General features: G+C 33.9%; 17 protein-coding genes and 1 pseudogene. 6 read left to right on the plus strand and 12 right to left on the minus strand.

The genetic code is table 11. The features are described from left to right. Window positions 1–58: 58 nt before the first annotated feature. Together HMPREF3247_RS00895 and HMPREF3247_RS14645 are read right to left on the minus strand one after the other, a co-directional pair. Window positions 59–451, minus strand: coding sequence for a hypothetical protein (locus HMPREF3247_RS00895; RefSeq protein ID WP_001159767.1), 393 nt, complete (start codon window positions 449–451; stop codon window positions 59–61). Window positions 452–500: 49 nt separating this feature from the next. Next, a pseudogene (locus HMPREF3247_RS14645) lies at window positions 501–680 on the minus strand (NADH-quinone oxidoreductase subunit L). Between the two features lie 150 nt (window positions 681–830). On the opposite strand from HMPREF3247_RS14645, the gene rbsR reads away from it, so the two are divergent. From rbsR to rbsK, 4 genes are all read left to right on the plus strand, one after another. Further along, the gene (gene rbsR, locus HMPREF3247_RS00905; RefSeq protein ID WP_000757871.1) at window positions 831–1,829 is read left to right on the plus strand and encodes a ribose utilization transcriptional repressor RbsR; all 999 of its coding nucleotides are present in this window, start codon (window positions 831–833) and stop codon (window positions 1,827–1,829) included. Window positions 1,830–2,056: 227 nt separating this feature from the next. Then, window positions 2,057–2,938: a ribose/proton symporter RbsU gene (rbsU, locus tag HMPREF3247_RS00910; RefSeq protein ID WP_000029204.1), complete on the plus strand. Its 882-nt coding sequence runs from the start codon at window positions 2,057–2,059 to the stop codon at window positions 2,936–2,938. A 14-nt stretch (window positions 2,939–2,952) separates the two neighbouring features. Beyond that, entirely contained in the window at window positions 2,953–3,357 is a 405-nt protein-coding gene (gene rbsD / locus HMPREF3247_RS00915; RefSeq protein ID WP_000747873.1) for a D-ribose pyranase, read from the plus strand. A 27-nt stretch (window positions 3,358–3,384) separates the two neighbouring features. Continuing rightward, the gene (gene rbsK / locus HMPREF3247_RS00920; protein ID WP_000182741.1) at window positions 3,385–4,299 is read left to right on the plus strand and encodes a ribokinase; all 915 of its coding nucleotides are present in this window, start codon (window positions 3,385–3,387) and stop codon (window positions 4,297–4,299) included. A gap of 97 nt (window positions 4,300–4,396) precedes the next feature. Here rbsK and HMPREF3247_RS00925 read toward each other — a convergent pair whose 3' ends face one another. Then, the gene (locus tag HMPREF3247_RS00925; RefSeq protein WP_001789860.1) at window positions 4,397–4,531 is read right to left on the minus strand and encodes a hypothetical protein; all 135 of its coding nucleotides are present in this window, start codon (window positions 4,529–4,531) and stop codon (window positions 4,397–4,399) included. An 18-nt stretch (window positions 4,532–4,549) separates the two neighbouring features. Between HMPREF3247_RS00925 and HMPREF3247_RS00930 the strand changes: the two genes are divergently transcribed. Then, window positions 4,550–5,311, plus strand: a complete 762-nt coding sequence (locus HMPREF3247_RS00930) for a class I SAM-dependent methyltransferase (RefSeq protein WP_000031274.1) — start codon at window positions 4,550–4,552, stop codon at window positions 5,309–5,311. A gap of 435 nt (window positions 5,312–5,746) precedes the next feature. On the opposite strand, the gene HMPREF3247_RS00940 is transcribed toward HMPREF3247_RS00930, so the two are convergent. Both HMPREF3247_RS00940 and HMPREF3247_RS00945 read right to left on the minus strand, forming a co-directional pair. Continuing rightward, window positions 5,747–7,183, minus strand: coding sequence for a 6-phospho-beta-glucosidase (locus HMPREF3247_RS00940; protein WP_000164005.1), 1,437 nt, complete (start codon window positions 7,181–7,183; stop codon window positions 5,747–5,749). Window positions 7,184–7,198: 15 nt separating this feature from the next. Next, window positions 7,199–7,990: a PTS sugar transporter subunit IIAB gene (locus tag HMPREF3247_RS00945; RefSeq protein WP_000066938.1), complete on the minus strand. Its 792-nt coding sequence runs from the start codon at window positions 7,988–7,990 to the stop codon at window positions 7,199–7,201. Between the two features lie 148 nt (window positions 7,991–8,138). Between HMPREF3247_RS00945 and HMPREF3247_RS00950 the strand changes: the two genes are divergently transcribed. Then, window positions 8,139–8,843 carry a GntR family transcriptional regulator gene (locus HMPREF3247_RS00950; protein ID WP_000922329.1) on the plus strand — a complete coding sequence of 235 codons (705 nt, stop codon included), beginning with the start codon at window positions 8,139–8,141 and terminating at the stop codon, window positions 8,841–8,843. Window positions 8,844–8,950: 107 nt separating this feature from the next. On the opposite strand, the gene lrgB is transcribed toward HMPREF3247_RS00950, so the two are convergent. From lrgB to HMPREF3247_RS00985, 7 genes are all read right to left on the minus strand, one after another. Next, the gene (lrgB, locus tag HMPREF3247_RS00955; protein ID WP_000607067.1) at window positions 8,951–9,652 is read right to left on the minus strand and encodes an antiholin-like protein LrgB; all 702 of its coding nucleotides are present in this window, start codon (window positions 9,650–9,652) and stop codon (window positions 8,951–8,953) included. Beyond that, window positions 9,645–10,088: an antiholin-like murein hydrolase modulator LrgA gene (lrgA, locus tag HMPREF3247_RS00960; RefSeq protein ID WP_001792906.1), complete on the minus strand. Its 444-nt coding sequence runs from the start codon at window positions 10,086–10,088 to the stop codon at window positions 9,645–9,647. The genes lrgB and lrgA overlap by 8 nt, the downstream gene beginning before the upstream one ends. Before the next feature lie 112 nt (window positions 10,089–10,200). Then, entirely contained in the window at window positions 10,201–10,941 is a 741-nt protein-coding gene (locus HMPREF3247_RS00965; protein ID WP_000645456.1) for a response regulator transcription factor LytR, read from the minus strand. A gap of 2 nt (window positions 10,942–10,943) precedes the next feature. After that, window positions 10,944–12,698 (minus strand): sensor histidine kinase, encoded by a 1,755-nt coding sequence (locus HMPREF3247_RS00970; RefSeq protein ID WP_000950281.1) that lies wholly within the window; start codon window positions 12,696–12,698, stop codon window positions 10,944–10,946. Window positions 12,699–12,941: 243 nt separating this feature from the next. After that, on the minus strand, window positions 12,942–13,616 hold the full coding sequence (gene scdA / locus HMPREF3247_RS00975) for an iron-sulfur cluster repair di-iron protein ScdA (RefSeq protein WP_000608831.1): 675 nt from the start codon (window positions 13,614–13,616) through the stop codon (window positions 12,942–12,944). A 143-nt stretch (window positions 13,617–13,759) separates the two neighbouring features. Then, window positions 13,760–15,481 (minus strand): poly(ribitol-phosphate) beta-N-acetylglucosaminyltransferase, encoded by a 1,722-nt coding sequence (tarS, locus tag HMPREF3247_RS00980; protein WP_000975364.1) that lies wholly within the window; start codon window positions 15,479–15,481, stop codon window positions 13,760–13,762. Window positions 15,482–15,513: 32 nt separating this feature from the next. Further along, window positions 15,514–15,779, minus strand: a 266-nt coding sequence (locus tag HMPREF3247_RS00985; protein ID WP_176746601.1) for a CDP-glycerol glycerophosphotransferase family protein, incomplete at its 5' end; no start/stop codon positions are given.

The following is a 15,779-nucleotide window of genomic DNA, read 5'->3' on the forward strand; positions in this document are numbered from 1 at the left end:
CTGCTGTTTTTTAGGGATTTATGTCCCAGCCTCTTACTCTAATTATATTCACTATCAATTAGACAAAATGGCCATTTTCAAATATCACGCGTTGTTTCTGACCTTGAATATATTTATTATAATTGTCCTTTTGAAAATCAGTTAACATTAATTTAGAAGTACCGTATTTTAACACTTTTTGCATTGTTTCTATTCTCATTTTTCTAAATAACCATCCATCTTTTAACACAATACGATTAACAACATCATATGATAATTCTACTGTTTCTTTAATTTCAAATGTCTTGAATGAAATAATCGTGCACATTAAAAACGTATCACCAAAGTAATAAACATCTAAATCATCACGTTTATGTTGTCCAACTAACAAACGACCATATTCGAACTCTTTTTCTGGATATTTCAATTCTAAAAAACTAATAATCTCTTCTTCTTTTAATTTGAATTGCATTTAAAAACATCCTCTCTTAAGTTTTAACAAGCCTTAATTAAAATTTTTTTCAATCACATAGTTCAATATACATCATTTTGTTATGTTTTTTAATACTTTTTTCAAAAACAAATATTTTATTCTTTAAAATAATGACTTTTGTATTTTTCATCACAATAAACATTTTAAAATTCTAGTTATCATAATCATTAAAAGGTATTAACCTTAATAATATATTCTCTCGCCTCAACCTTAATCGCATACTATAGGCGTCTGTTTGTAGACAATAAAAGTCATTCACGTCTTCATATGTCATCAAATGTTTATCATGATATGATGAATATAATAATCGGGTATATAACTGTATGATTAATTACACAATAAAGAGAAGGAATATAATATGAAAAAAGTGTCAATTAAAGATGTTGCTAGAGAAGCTGGTGTATCAGTTACAACTGTGTCACATATTTTAAATCATCATGATAGTCGTTTTTCCGCAACAACGATAAAAAACGTACATGCTGTTTCAGAACGTTTAGGCTATGCCCCTAATAAACATGCAAAACAATTGCGCGGCAGTAAAATTCAAACTATTGGCGTCATTTTGCCTAGCTTAACAAATCCGTTTTTCTCAGCACTGATGCAAAGTATTCATGACCATAAACCATCTGATGTTGATTTATGCTTTTTAACATCTACAGCAACTGATTTGTATGACAATATTAAACATTTAATTGATCGAGGTATTGACGGATTAATTATCGCACAATACATTTCATCCCCGGACGCCCTAAATAACTATCTAAAGAAACATCATGTACCTTATGTCGTACTGGATCAAAATGACCATCAAGGCTATACAGATTTTGTTCGGACAAATGAATATCAAGGCGGACAACTTGCAGCACAACATTTAATAGAACTCGGTCACAACAATATGATGATTGTTGCACCATATGACATGATGGCGAATATGTCGACTCGTGTCGCTGGATTTGTTGATACTTTGCGCGCGAATCAATTGCCAGAACCACAAATCGTCCATACTGAATTATCTAAGCGCGGTGGGCTAACCATTGTTGATGACATCATGGTTCAATCTGCCACTGCAATCTTCGCTATTAACGATGAACTCGCTATTGGCATTTTACGAGGACTAATTGAACATGGCATCAGTATTCCGAAAGATATCTCATTAATAGGTTATGACGACATTGATTATGCAGCGTACGTCTCGCCACCTTTAACTACTGTGGCACAACCTATAACTGATATTGGCAAAACATCTTTAACCTTATTACTTCAACGATTACAGCACTTAGATAAATCCATTGATATGATTGAATTACCAACGACTTTAAAAATTCGTGCAACAACTGGCTATCATCTTTCAAACTAACTACGTATCTTCCGAAATATACTCATCATTGTTATGCCCTTAGCGTTGCTTTAATGCTGAGGGTTTTTAATCATAATTATTTCACTAAGAAATTAAAATAATAATGTATGAATTTTTAAATATGATTTAAACGTTTTCATTTTTTATGAAAACGCATGCATTTTACAAATAAAAATGGTACGATGGCACTGGTAAAACGTTTTACTAAAAACAAAGAGGTGTATAACATGAGCATTGTTGCATTACTTATCGGGTTAGGCCCCTTAATTGGCTGGGGCTTCTTCCCAACAGTCGCTTCAAAGTTTGGTGGTAAACCTGTACATCAAATTATCGGTGCTACTGTAGGTACGTTAATCTTCGCTATTATATTAGCCGTAGTCACATCAAGTGGCTTCCCTACTGGAACCAATTTGCTATTCGCCTTATTATCAGGTGCAGGATGGGGATTCGGACAAATCATTACATTTAAAGCGTTCGAATTAGTCGGCTCATCTCGTGCCATGCCAGTCACAACAGCATTCCAATTATTAGGCGCATCTTTATGGGGTGTCTTTGCATTAGGAAATTGGCCAGGCATTGGTCATAAAATCATTGGATTTACAGCTTTAGTCGTTATTCTAATTGGAGCGCGTATGACAGTTTGGAGTGAACGCAAAGAAGCAAGTAACGCCAAAAATTTACGTCGTGCAGTGGTACTTCTGTTAATTGGTGAATTTGGATACTGGTTATATTCAGCTGCACCGCAAGCAACTTCTATTGATGGCCTAACTGCCTTTTTACCTCAAGCAATGGGTATGGTAATTGTTGCAGTCATTTATGGCTTTATGAATATGAAAGCAGAGAATCCATTCCGTAATAAAATTACGTGGTTACAAATTATTTCAGGTTTCTTCTTTGCATTTGGTGCTTTAACATATCTTATTTCAGCACAACCTAATATGAATGGTTTAGCAACTGGATTTATTCTTTCTCAAACATCCGTTGTGCTTGCTACATTAACTGGTATTTATTTCTTAAAACAACATAAAACGTCAAAAGAAATGGTTATTACAATCATCGGCTTAGTACTCATTTTAGTAGCCGCTTCTGTTACAGTATTTATAAAATAAGGAGTGTAGATGTCATGAAAAAATCAGCTGTTTTAAATGAACATATTTCAAAAGCAATCGCGACAATTGGTCATTTTGATTTATTAACGATTAATGACGCTGGCATGCCAATTCCAAATGATCATCGTCGTATCGACCTAGCTGTAACTAAAAACTTACCACGCTTTATTGATGTCTTAGCTACAGTGTTAGAAGAAATGGAAATCCAAAAAATATACTTAGCAGAAGAAATAAAAGAACATAACCCTACACAATTGCAACAAATTAAACAATTGATTTCATCGGAAATCGAAATCATTTTCATTCCTCACGAAGAAATGAAAAGTAACTTAGCTCACCCATTAAATAAAGGTAATATTCGTACTGGTGAAACAACGCCCTACTCTAATATTGCATTAGAATCGAATGTTACTTTTTAAAAGTTATAACTTGAAAGGAGCATACACATGACCAACAAAGTTGTTATTTTAGGTTCAACGAATGTCGATCAATTTTTAACAGTTGAAAGATATGCACAACCAGGCGAAACATTACATGTTGAAGAAGCACAAAAAGCATTCGGCGGAGGTAAAGGTGCCAACCAGGCTATTGCCACTGCACGTATGCAAGCAGACACAACATTTATTACTAAAATTGGCACTGATGGCGTTGCTGATTTCATCTTAGAAGATTTTAAAGCGGCTCATATTGATACATCATATATTATCAAAACAGCTGAAGCAAAAACGGGCCAAGCCTTTATCACTGTGAATGCAGAAGGACAAAACACCATCTATGTTTATGGTGGTGCGAATATGACGATGACACCTGAAGATGTTATTAACGCAAAAGACGCTATAATCAATGCAGACTTTGTCGTTGCACAATTAGAAGTACCCATCCCGGCTATTATATCTGCATTTGAAATTGCCAAGGCACATGGTGTGACGACAGTATTAAATCCTGCACCAGCGAAAGCATTACCTAATGAATTATTATCATTAATCGATATTATTGTGCCAAACGAAACAGAAGCCGAATTGTTATCTGGGATTAAAGTAACTAATGAACAATCTATGAAAGACAATGCCAATTACTTTTTATCTATAGGCATTAAGACTGTTTTGATTACGCTAGGTAAGCAAGGTACATATTTTGCTACTAAAAATCAAAGCCAACACATCGAAGCTTATAAAGTAAATGCGATTGATACAACTGCTGCAGGCGACACATTTATTGGTGCATTTGTCAGTCGCTTAAACAAGTCGCAAGATAACTTAGCAGATGCTATTGATTTTGGTAATAAAGCGAGCTCACTCACTGTACAAAAACACGGCGCGCAAGCATCTATTCCTCTACTAGAAGAAGTAAATCAAGTTTAAATGAATCAAACACAGCTATGATATGAAGGTTTAGCATATAACATGCAACATTCGTATATCATGGCTGTGCTTTTTTATCTTTATAAAACATCATCTATTAGAAATAATTTTCCACTAAACCTATGCTTGTTGACTCATGTTTAGTTATAAATGAAGTGACAATTTTTTGTAATCTTTTTAACTTCCAAATTATTGCATATAAATATGCTATATTAATGATAATAATTATCAATTAAAAGGAGGTTATGCTATGTCTAAAGAAGCTGGTCATACATTTTTAGCTAAATTAGGAAAAACTCGTCTACGCCCCGGTGGTAAAGAAGCAACAGATTGGTTAATACAACAAGGGGCATTTTCACAAGATAAACAAGTGTTAGAAGTGGCATGTAATATGTGCACAACATCTATTTATCTAGCTCATACATATGGCTGTCACATTCAAGGCGTTGATATAAATAAGAAAGCATTAGAAAAAGCACAGGAAAATATTTCAGCAGCAGGTCTTGAATCATATATTCAAGTTCAACAAGCGAATGCTGTTAAATTGCCCTTTGATGACAATCAATTCGATATCGTTTTAAATGAAGCAATGTTAACAATGTTACCCATCACCATAAAGGAAAAAGCATTACGCGAGTACTACCGAGTCTTAAAGCCTGGGGGTATCTTGTTAACACATGATATTGTCATCGTTAATGAATCACATGCCACACATGTAGTTAAATCATTATCTGCAGCAATTAATGTCAATGTCTCACCGCAGACGAAACTTGGCTGGTTAGATTTATATAATCAAGCTGGTTTTAATCATGTGCATTATCATACTGGTCCAATGAGTTTAATGACACCAAAAGGTTTAATTTATGACGAAGGTATTGTTGGAACTATAAAGATTATCAACAATGCTTTAAAAAAAGAAAATCGACCAATGTTTTGTAAAATGTTTAAAACGATGACTAAATTGCGTAAAGATATGAATTATATTACTTTTGTCGCTAAAAAAGAGGACTAAATATAATGCCACTAACCGTACTTTGTATCTATGTTTGACTGCTACTTTAATTTCTTTGTGACACTAATCATCTACTTAACAATATCGTTATCGTTGATTAGTAAGTCATCAATTTTGGTTAAAGACTTTCATAAACACTCAAACATTAACACTATACATACTTAGTTAGTGGCATTATTTTTTTAAAAATTTTAACATCACGGGATTGGAACAGAAATGATATTTTCGCAAAATTTATTCCTGTCCTTCCCCAACTTGCATTACCTGTAGAATTTCTTTTCGAAATTCTCTGTGTTGGGGCCCCGCCAACTTGCACATTATTGTAAGCTGACTTTCCGCCAGCTTCTATGTTGGGGCCCGCCAATATAACACTGTAGGTCCTACTATATTAATTTATGTCTCGGGCTCTAACCCTAAAATACTTATAATATACCTTTATAATTTATCTCCATTTGATGCTATCACTTGTTGATACCAATAGAACGAATCTTTTTTCAAGCGTTCCATCGTGCCATGACCATCATTATCTCGATCAACATATATTAAACCATAGCGTTTCTTCATTTCACCGGTTGTAAATGAAACAATATCAATGATTCCCCACGGTGTATAACCGATTAAATCTACACCATCTTGATCAACTGCTTCTATCGCTGCTGTAATATGTGCTTTTAAATATTCAATGCGATAATCATCATGAATATGTCCATCTACCACTTCATCAACTGCACCAAAACCATTTTCCACAATAAAAAGTGGCAACTGATAACGATCATATAACACATTCAATGTATATCTTAAGCCATCTGGATCAATCGCCCAACCCCAATCACTCGTTGCGATATGCGGATTCTCCACAGAATGATTCAAACCACCGTTGACGATGTTGTTTTTAACTGTAGTATCAACATCATGTTTTACAGCCGTAGACATGTAATAACTAAAGCCAATATAATCAACCGTGCCCTGCTGTAAAATACTGTCGTCCCCTTCTTGCCATCCAACATCATATCCTTTTCGTGCTAGCATTTTTTTAGCATAGCTTGGATAATAACCTCTTACTTGAACATCCGGGAAAAAGAAACGTAAGCGATTCGCAATTTGTGCTTCCATCATATCTTTCGGATGACACGAATATGGATAAATGGGTACATGTGAAATCATTGTCCCAATCTTAAACTTCGGATTAATCTCTTTACCAAGACGAACTGCTAAAGCACTGGCTAAAAGTTCATGATGTGCTACTTGATACAAGACTTCTTCAGGATTATCATTTTCTGTCAATGCTACCCCAGAATTCGTCCATAAAAAGATAGGATTTGATGTGTCCATCTGATTATTAATTTCATTAAACGTCATCCAATATGTCACTTTATCTTTATATCTTTCAAATACAACACGCGCAAAATGCACAAAATAATCGACAACTTCTCTATTTCTAAATCCACCATAATGTTTCGCTAAATGAAGTGGCATCTCAAAATGTGATAACGTCACAACAGGTTCAATACCTTGTGCAATTAATTCATCAAAGATACGATCATAAAAGGCAAGTCCTTCTTCATTTGGCACATCTTCATCCCCATTCGGAAAGATACGTGTCCACGCAATCGACGTACGTAAACATTTCAATCCCATTTCTTTAAACAAGGCAATATCTTCCTTATAACGATGATAAAAATCAATACCTTCATGATTTGGATAATAGTGATTGAGGTCTATAGATTCTGTAATCTGACGTGCTTTGCCATGTGCACCACTCGTCATAACATCAATTACACTTAACCCTTTACCACCTTTTTCATATCCACCTTCAAATTGATTTGCGGCAAGAGCGCCACCCCACATAAAATTTTGCGGTAATTTTGTCATTATTACAACACACTCCTAGTTTTTAAATATTTTAAAAATAACATCTTCAGTCGTAATGATTTCATTCATTGTCAGTTCTACTTTTCCTAAATCGGCAGAGTTGCTAATAACGACAATAACGTCAGCATTGTAGCCTTGTTGTTGTATATATTGCTGGTCGAATTGCAACAACGTTTGCCCTGCTTCAACATGATCATTTTGCTTTACAAAGCACTTGAACCCTTTACCTTCCAAGTCAACTGTATTCACGCCAATATGAATGACTATGTCCACACCGTCTTCTGATTGAATACCAACTGCATGCTTAGTTGGTACAATCATAGATATTAAACCATTGAACGGTGCGATTACTTTGGATTCTTCATGAGCTTTGATTGCTAAGCCTTCACCTACCATTTTCTCTCTAAAAATTGAATCTCTTACTTCTTTAAGTAAAATACGACGACCAGCGATTGGTGCTTTCACTAAAATTGGTGTTGTTACTTTTACTTGAGGTGTATAACTTGTATCTTGACTATTAATATTGTCAGTATTCTCACTCTCTTCGACATTAGCATTCTTAATTAATCGCTGTAATTGCTGATACACTTCATCGACATTTCCATTTAATTTTATGACTAACTGCGTATCATTTTCTGCTACAGATGTCACATCAACTATTTGTTTCACTTCATTTGCTGTAGAAGGAATTGTATGTTGCATATGAATTGTAATGCACTTCGTATCATACGTTGCATCAACAATGTTTTCGACACCACCTACAGCTGTAAGAATGTCTTGGGCTTGTTCTTTATATTTATTGCTCATAAATATTACCCCCTCAACTTGATAGTAGAATGAAAATGTATTTACTTACCTCCAATTATAATTGTACCGGTTCAATTTGTAAACGCCGATACAATTATAATATTTTGTGCTATAATAATTACAGACAAAGTGAAACGAGGACAGAATATTGTTAAAGTATGAACATATTGCTAAGCAACTTAATGCGTTTATACATCAATCTAATTTCAAACCCGGTGATAAATTGCCAAGCGTGACGCAATTAAAAGAACGTTATCAAGTAAGTAAGAGTACTATCATTAAAGCATTAGGCTTATTGGAACAAGATGGTTTGATCTATCAAGCACAAGGCAGTGGTATTTATGTGAGAAATATTGCTGATGCCAATCGTATCAACGTCTTTAAGACTAATGGTTTCTCTAAAAGTTTAGGTGAACACCGAATGACAAGTAAGGTACTTGTTTTTAAGGAGATTGCAACGCCACCTAAATCTGTACAAGATGAGCTCCAATTAAATGCAGATGATACCGTCTACTATTTAGAGCGATTAAGATTCGTGGACGATGATGTTTTATGTATCGAATATTCTTATTATCATAAAGAAATCGTGAAATATTTAAATGATGATATTGCTAAGGGCTCTATCTTCGACTATTTAGAATCAAACATGAAACTTCGTATTGGTTTTTCAGATATTTTCTTTAATGTAGATCAACTCACTTCAAGTGAAGCTTCATTACTACAATTGTCTACAGGTGAACCATGTTTACGTTACCACCAGACTTTTTATACAATGACTGGCAAACCCTTTGATTCATCTGACATCGTATTTCATTATCGTCATGCACAGTTTTATATTCCTAGTAAAAAGTAATAAATACATAAAAACGTCTATATCCCAGTTATAAACTGGAGTATAGACGTTTTTTTACGATAATAACAATGGCTCAAATTGCTATTATCTTGCTTAGGTTTTTCGTTTTAGAAGAATATTGCTACAAAGACAGGCACAACTGCTACAACAACTACACCAACTAACACTAAAGCTATACTTGCCATTGATTCTTCTACAGGTCCTAATTCTTTGGCTGGTGCTACACCTAATGTGTGACCACTTGTTCCAAGTGCTAATCCTCGGGCAATAGGGTTAGTAATTCGGAAAAGCTTTAAGAATTTATTACCTAGGGCATAAATAATGACACCATTTAAAATAACTGCTAATGATGTTAATTCTTTTATACCACCGATACCAGCTGATACTGGTAACGCAATCGCTGTAGTTGCTGCTTGAGGTAACATTGATAAAATAACATCATTGGCAAATTGTGCTAACTTCGCAAAAGTTAAAATAATTAATAACGCTACAACTGTACCGATACCAATACCTCCGATGATACGATGCCAATGTTTAACAAGCACTTCACGCTTTTTATATAACGGAATCGCAAAACAGATTGTTGCCGGTTCTAAGAAGAAGTAAATAATGTCTCCACCTATTTTGTAAGTCTTATACGGAATGCCTGTTAAATAGAGGAAGGCCACACCAAATACCATACTGACAAATAGCGGTGCGAATAAGAAGAAACGATTAGTTTTTTCAAATAATATGGTCGCTAAGAAAAATGGTATAACGGATAACAGTATTCCGAAGTAAGGTGTGTTTAGTGCTAAGTGGTTAATCATGAGCTTGTGCCTCCTCTATTTTGATCTTTTTTGTGACTTTGTCACCTTTAGATCTCGAAGTAACTTTCATAATAATTTGTGTGACATAGCCAGTACAAATAAGTAATAGTATTGTTGAGACGATTATTAGTCCAATGATTAAAAATGGTGCTTGGCTAATGACACCTAAAGAGTTAACAACTGAGATACCGGCTGGTACGAAGAGTAAGCCAATGTTATTCGTTAGTGTCGTTCCTACTTTTTCGACTTCGCCTAACTTAACAGCACCAGTACATAATAATACAAATAATAATACTAAACCGATTACTGATGCAGGCATAGGAATTGGCATAAATGATTCAATTATTTTCGATACAAAGAGTACTAAAGCAATTACAATGACTTGGTGAAAAAAGTGTGCTGGTTTTGATGCGTCTTTTTGTTGTTTCACGACCATTGCCTCCTACGTTTGATTTAACTAAAGTATAGATGGCTCACTTCGATTTGCGTAAATTTTAGTCCGAAATACAAAATATCATAGGTAAAATGCATAAAAAAAAGGATTACTGTTAAAGTAACCCTATCGACGCTTTAAAATCTTTCATAAATGAACGTCCAACTTGCATCTTGACACCATTTGTCAATATTACCATATAAGTGTAGTTAAACCATTGTTGCACTTCTTTAATGTGTTTCGTATTAATAATATATGAACGATGAATACGTATGAAATAAGCGGGATTCAATCGTTTTTCATAACGATTCAATGGCTCTGTTGTTTCGTATTTATGATTCGTTGTATGTATGGTTGTAATACCATTATGTGTGCCAATCCCAATAATATTTTGTTGCTTTAACATGTGAATTTTATCGTCTATTTCAACAGGTAAACTTTGATCAAAATTCGCCGACATATCATTCGCAATTGCACTTGCGCTATTATCATCTTTGGCTTTAGTCGCACGCACTTTATTGACTGCTTGTTCAATACGTTTTTGACCAAACGGTTTCAAAATATAGTCTGTCGCATTTAATTCAAATGCCTGTACTGCGTATTGGTCATGTGCAGTTGCAAAAATAATCGCAGGTGGCTCTTTCATCTTTTGAATCTTAGCTCCTAATTCGATCCCATTTTCATCCATTAAATTGACATCTAAAAATATAATGTCATATTGATTGATCAGTAGTGCTTCCAATGTTTCTTTTACATTTTCTGCCTCATTAATTTCTTCAAAACCACCAATTTCATTTAATAAATATGTTAATTCATTACGTGCTAATGGCTCATCATCTATGATTAATGCTTTCATATTTATTCCTCCTCTTGTCTTTCATAAGGAAGTACACACCAAAAAGTGGTACCGCTCGATGTCGATTCAAATTGTAATGCTGCGGATTTTCCAAATAATCCTTTTAGGCGTAAGTTTAAATTTTCTAAAGCACTACCAGTTCCAGATTCTGATTCTACAGATGTTTCTCCCAACAAATGCATTTTATCTTTAGAAATACCCTGACCATTATCTTGTACAATAATACGTACATGTGTTGCAGTTTCTTTAATCACTGACACGTCAATATCGTTACCTTGCTTTCGATTCGTAAACGCATGTTTGATGGCATTTTCAACTAAAATTTGAATTAAAAATGGTGGTACAAGCACATCGCGATATTTGTCTTCAACATTAATATTGATATTAAATCTTCCTGGATAACGTGCTTGTTCGAGTGATAAGTATGCACGCACTTGACTTAACTCTTTATCTAAAGTAATCGTATGTTGCTTAGAGCCTTGTAAATTCGCTCTGAAAAAATAACTCAATTCTAATAGTAACTCTCGTGCCTTTTCGCTATTTATTCTAACTAAAGCTGAAATCGTGTTAATTGAATTGAAGAAAAAATGTGGACTCACTTGTGCCTGTAATGACTTAATCTCAGCATCTTTCAATAACTTACTTTGCGTTTCGGCTTCACCAAGTTCAATTTGGCTACTAAAAATATTTGCCAATCCTTCTGCAAGTTGACGTTCCACAAAAGTTAAATCATTAGGGTTTGTAAAATACATCTTCAATGTACCGACGATAGAACCATGCATCTCAAGTGGTATCACGATAGCTGCTCTAAGCGGGCAATTCGGATGACTACAACCAATCTCTTCTTTAGTATGAACTTCTTTCAACTTTCCTGATTTCAATACATCTTTAGACAGACTTGTTAATATTTCATTTGTTGGTATGTGATGATCACTACCTGCACCTACATGCGATAAGATTTCATTTTTGCTTGTAATTGCTACGGCAGATACTTTCATTAAATTTTTAATAATCATCGCAATTTGCTGTGCCGATTCTCTATTCAATCCTTCTTTAAAATACGGCAATGTCTGGTTCATCAATTGCAGTACATCATGTGTTTGAACAGCCTTCATTTGCTCCTCTTGCTTTAATGTTGAAATGATAATAGACATAAAAATCGCCGTACCGACGCTATTAACAATAATCATTGGTAGTGCAATTAATGATATGAGGTCAACCGCATATGCTTTGTCGTGGGAAAATGTTAAAATGCTCAACATTTGAATCATTTCCATAACAATTCCAATCATGGCACTTTTCGCAATACTCGGGTAACGCTTGCGTCTTTGAGCTTGTAAGCCAAAATAACCAGCAATTATACCGATAAATATAGATGAGATAAGATAAACTTGTGCATCCGCCCCACCCATATACACTCTGAAAATACCTGAAATAACGCCAACAAATAGACCTACAAAAGGGCCACCAACTAATCCTGCGACACCTATCGTTAATACACGTGTGTTAGCTAAAGATACATCATCATCTAAACGGAAGTACACACTTCCTGACAAACTATGTTGATGATCGATGACGATACCAGTTAAATTAGACATTAAGGCAAACAAACTGAAAATAATACATAATTGCCAACGTGCTTTCCATGTACGTCGACGATTCATTAAGTTTTTAAAATATGGAATATTCATCAACACATAGGCCAAAATAATAATTAAACCTACACGCTCAAGTAATAACATTGTTAGCGATAGCACGATAGCACCTCAGTGAATTATAATTATGTTTATTTTATCATAATAGTGCATGTAAAATTCATGAATAAATTATTAAAAAACACGCTACTATTTAATTATCTATACCATTAATTTTTCATATCAATTTTTATGCTAAGTTGACCATTTTTCTTTTCAAATAATGCTGTTCATATCACTAAATTTCTGTTAAGTATAGCGAAAAACTGCTGACATTACTTTGCCAACAGTTTCTAATCGCGTTATTTATGATACTTTTTTAAATAAAACATGATTCTCTAAATGAACATGCTCATGTGTTAACACTTCAAGTGCTTTTAATCTCTGATAAACGAGTCGCCACGTACCACATGCCTCTATCGGTGGTTCATAGCTAGATGTTAAATCGCTCATTTTCACTAACAATTGTCCCGTTGCAATGTGATCAGATACTAAATCATCAATCACTGTATTAATATCGTCTACTACTTCACCTTGTTCATATTTAATTAGTTTTGGAAAATCAACATCATCTTCTTTTTGCATATGCTCTAACATGCCATTTTTAAATGTATCATATGTTTCTTTTAACTCGACTAAATATGGATGGTTAGGTCCATGTACTTTCGATAATTTCGTCACATAAGGTGTTAAATTTTTAAATTCTTCTCTAAGAGGTTCATGATATGCTGCTTGAATATATTGAATAAGTGACGAAACATTTAAAAATTTAGGGTTAAGCGAACCTGGTGTATTCGTTTGTTCAACGTCATTGAGACGCTGTAATAATTCGTTCAAATCTACATTTTTCTTTTCTAAGGATGCTGCTTCTATACTTACTTGTCCACCGCAACAAAAGTCTATACCTACGCTTCTAAAAATATCTGCTGCTTTCGGATAATCTGTTACTACATCTGCTACTATGTCATTTTTATTTATCATTATAGACGACCTCCTCATTTTCAGTGTATACAATTTAATGTATATGAAAATGAAAATCAGGGAAATGTCATAATCATTTCATAAATAGTAAAATAAAACCCTCAAATCATGTTAGTTCACATAGATTTGAGGGCATTTATTATTTATTTTAGCGAGTAAGTCATATGTGCAGTGTTTAACTTAACAATATTTTTGAAGTCTCGCTTCTTAATATCTTTACTAAGTAAGATTTCCACTTCGTTTTCTGACGTTTGGCTTAACATTCCCATAATCATGTCGTCTTTTAGCACGACACTAGCCATACCTTCTTCAAATACATAACCAAGATCCAGACCAGTTAAAATGATTTTGTTTTTACCTTTTAACTTCAATGAGATTGAATCCGTTAATGTAATAGCTGTAAAGTATAACGAAATGTTATTAAAGTCTTTTGTGAAATACGGTGTTAATCTATAAAAATCATTATTCAAATGAATTAATGCACTTGTTTCTGCAGTATATGCATATTTATTACGTTGATTACCAACACGCACTTCAAATACTTCCGTACCTATTTGGACTTCTAAGAAAACATCCCAAATTTTTTCTTTAGGTAAATACGCTTTAATATCTTCTAACATAATGTTAAAACGATATTGTTTATTCGCATTGACACTTAAAGGTACATACATTGTGTGCTTCTTGTTTCGTGAATGTAATTTAAGTCTGACATCATAATGTCCTTCGCCAATCATAAATTCATTTAACGTTAGCTCTGTAACAATTTTATGATTATCAAATTTAAATGCTGTCATTTTCACTTTTGGCTTAGCGATATCAATGCCTTCAAAGTATGGTTCGCCTTCATTGAATTGAATGTTTAATTTACCATCTACAATATCAAAACGGTAGTATTGACCTTGACGGTAACTTTCTTCTACAGTTCTATAGTTGTCTATATCTTTCGCTCTCGCGTAGTGCAACAATGGTCGTAATTTACTCATCACCAATGCATCTACACGTTCTGGAACTGCTTGTATAAAGTCTCCTAGAGCATTAATCCATTGCGGTTGATCTTCTAGTTTAACTTTAAGTGAGAAGCCATTCGTACGAGAAAAACTAAAATGACGATTTAAAAATTCTGCTAAGATTTGATCTTTATGAGCTTCTTCTAAATCTGCATTTAATATTTCTACAGCAATCAATCTCATGACTTCGTAAAAGTCTTCAGGTGAAACATACGCACTACTCATATGTTCACCTTCACGCTTTGTAGCATAATAATACGCTTTATCACTTAACACACTGATTCGATTTGCATTCAAATATGCTTTCATTGTAAATAATTGATCTTCTGCACTCTTTAATTCTTCTGGAAAATAAATGTCATTATCTTTTAGTAATGTTGTTCTATAGATTTTAGTCGGGCTTAAAGTATAGATAATTCTTGAATTTAACAAAGTAACTTCAGGTGCTGTTTCTTTAAACATAGATTGTGGTACACCACGACCATTAACACCTTTCATTTTAATCAATAAGACATCGGAGTGATGTTCATCAATAAATGCTGCTGCATCTTTTAAAGTCTCTTTGTTTATATAGTCATCGGAGTCCACAAATAATACAAATTCACCTTCTGCTTGTTTTAACGCCACATTTCTAGGTTTACCTGGACCACCAGAATTTGTTTCGAGTTGACTTACTTTCAAGTTCAATTTATTGCGATACTTTTCAACTATTTGTAACGTTTGATCTGTTGAACAGTCATCAACTACAACCACTTCAAATTCAGTTTTCGGAAAATCTTGTTTCGCAAGGCTATTAAGTAATTCTGTTATATACTTTTCTGAATTGTATGTTGGAACTATTACTGAAAATTTCATCATTATACCTCTCCCACTTTGACTACTATATAAACTTAGCTACCAAATAAATTTCTGACTAAACGCTCACTTGATCGGCCATCTTGATATTTAAAATGTTTATCTAAGAATGGAATGACTTTTTCTCCTTCATAATCTTCATTGTCCAAGGCGTCCATTAATGCGTCAAATGATTGCACAATTTTACCTGGAACAAATGATTCATATGGTTCATAAAAATCACGCGTCGTAATATAATCTTCTAAATCAAATGCATAGAAAATCATTGGCTTTTTAAATACTGCATATTCATATATTAAAG

It is taken from the genome of Staphylococcus sp. HMSC36A10, from assembly GCF_001838845.1.
GTDB classification, from domain to species: Bacteria; Bacillota; Bacilli; order Staphylococcales; family Staphylococcaceae; genus Staphylococcus; species Staphylococcus aureus.

Excerpts from the sequence above, each read along its gene's own strand:
- HMPREF3247_RS00940 (WP_000164005.1), bottom strand. The coding sequence starts at position 7,183 with ATGACAAAATTACCGCAAAATTTTATGTGGGGTGGCGCTCTTGCCGCA.
- rbsR (WP_000757871.1), top strand. The coding sequence starts at position 831 with ATGAAAAAAGTGTCAATTAAAGATGTTGCTAGAGAAGCTGGTGTATCA.
- HMPREF3247_RS00965 (WP_000645456.1), bottom strand. The coding sequence starts at position 10,941 with ATGAAAGCATTAATCATAGATGATGAGCCATTAGCACGTAATGAATTA.
- HMPREF3247_RS00930 (WP_000031274.1), top strand. The coding sequence starts at position 4,550 with ATGTCTAAAGAAGCTGGTCATACATTTTTAGCTAAATTAGGAAAAACT.
- lrgA (WP_001792906.1), bottom strand. The coding sequence starts at position 10,088 with ATGGTCGTGAAACAACAAAAAGACGCATCAAAACCAGCACACTTTTTT.
- rbsK (WP_000182741.1), top strand. The coding sequence starts at position 3,385 with ATGACCAACAAAGTTGTTATTTTAGGTTCAACGAATGTCGATCAATTT.
- rbsU (WP_000029204.1), top strand. The coding sequence starts at position 2,057 with ATGAGCATTGTTGCATTACTTATCGGGTTAGGCCCCTTAATTGGCTGG.
- rbsD (WP_000747873.1), top strand. The coding sequence starts at position 2,953 with ATGAAAAAATCAGCTGTTTTAAATGAACATATTTCAAAAGCAATCGCG.
- HMPREF3247_RS00945 (WP_000066938.1), bottom strand. The coding sequence starts at position 7,990 with ATGAGCAATAAATATAAAGAACAAGCCCAAGACATTCTTACAGCTGTA.
- scdA (WP_000608831.1), bottom strand. The coding sequence starts at position 13,616 with ATGATAAATAAAAATGACATAGTAGCAGATGTAGTAACAGATTATCCG.
- lrgB (WP_000607067.1), bottom strand. The coding sequence starts at position 9,652 with ATGATTAACCACTTAGCACTAAACACACCTTACTTCGGAATACTGTTA.
- HMPREF3247_RS00895 (WP_001159767.1), bottom strand. The coding sequence starts at position 451 with ATGCAATTCAAATTAAAAGAAGAAGAGATTATTAGTTTTTTAGAATTG.
- tarS (WP_000975364.1), bottom strand. The coding sequence starts at position 15,481 with ATGATGAAATTTTCAGTAATAGTTCCAACATACAATTCAGAAAAGTAT.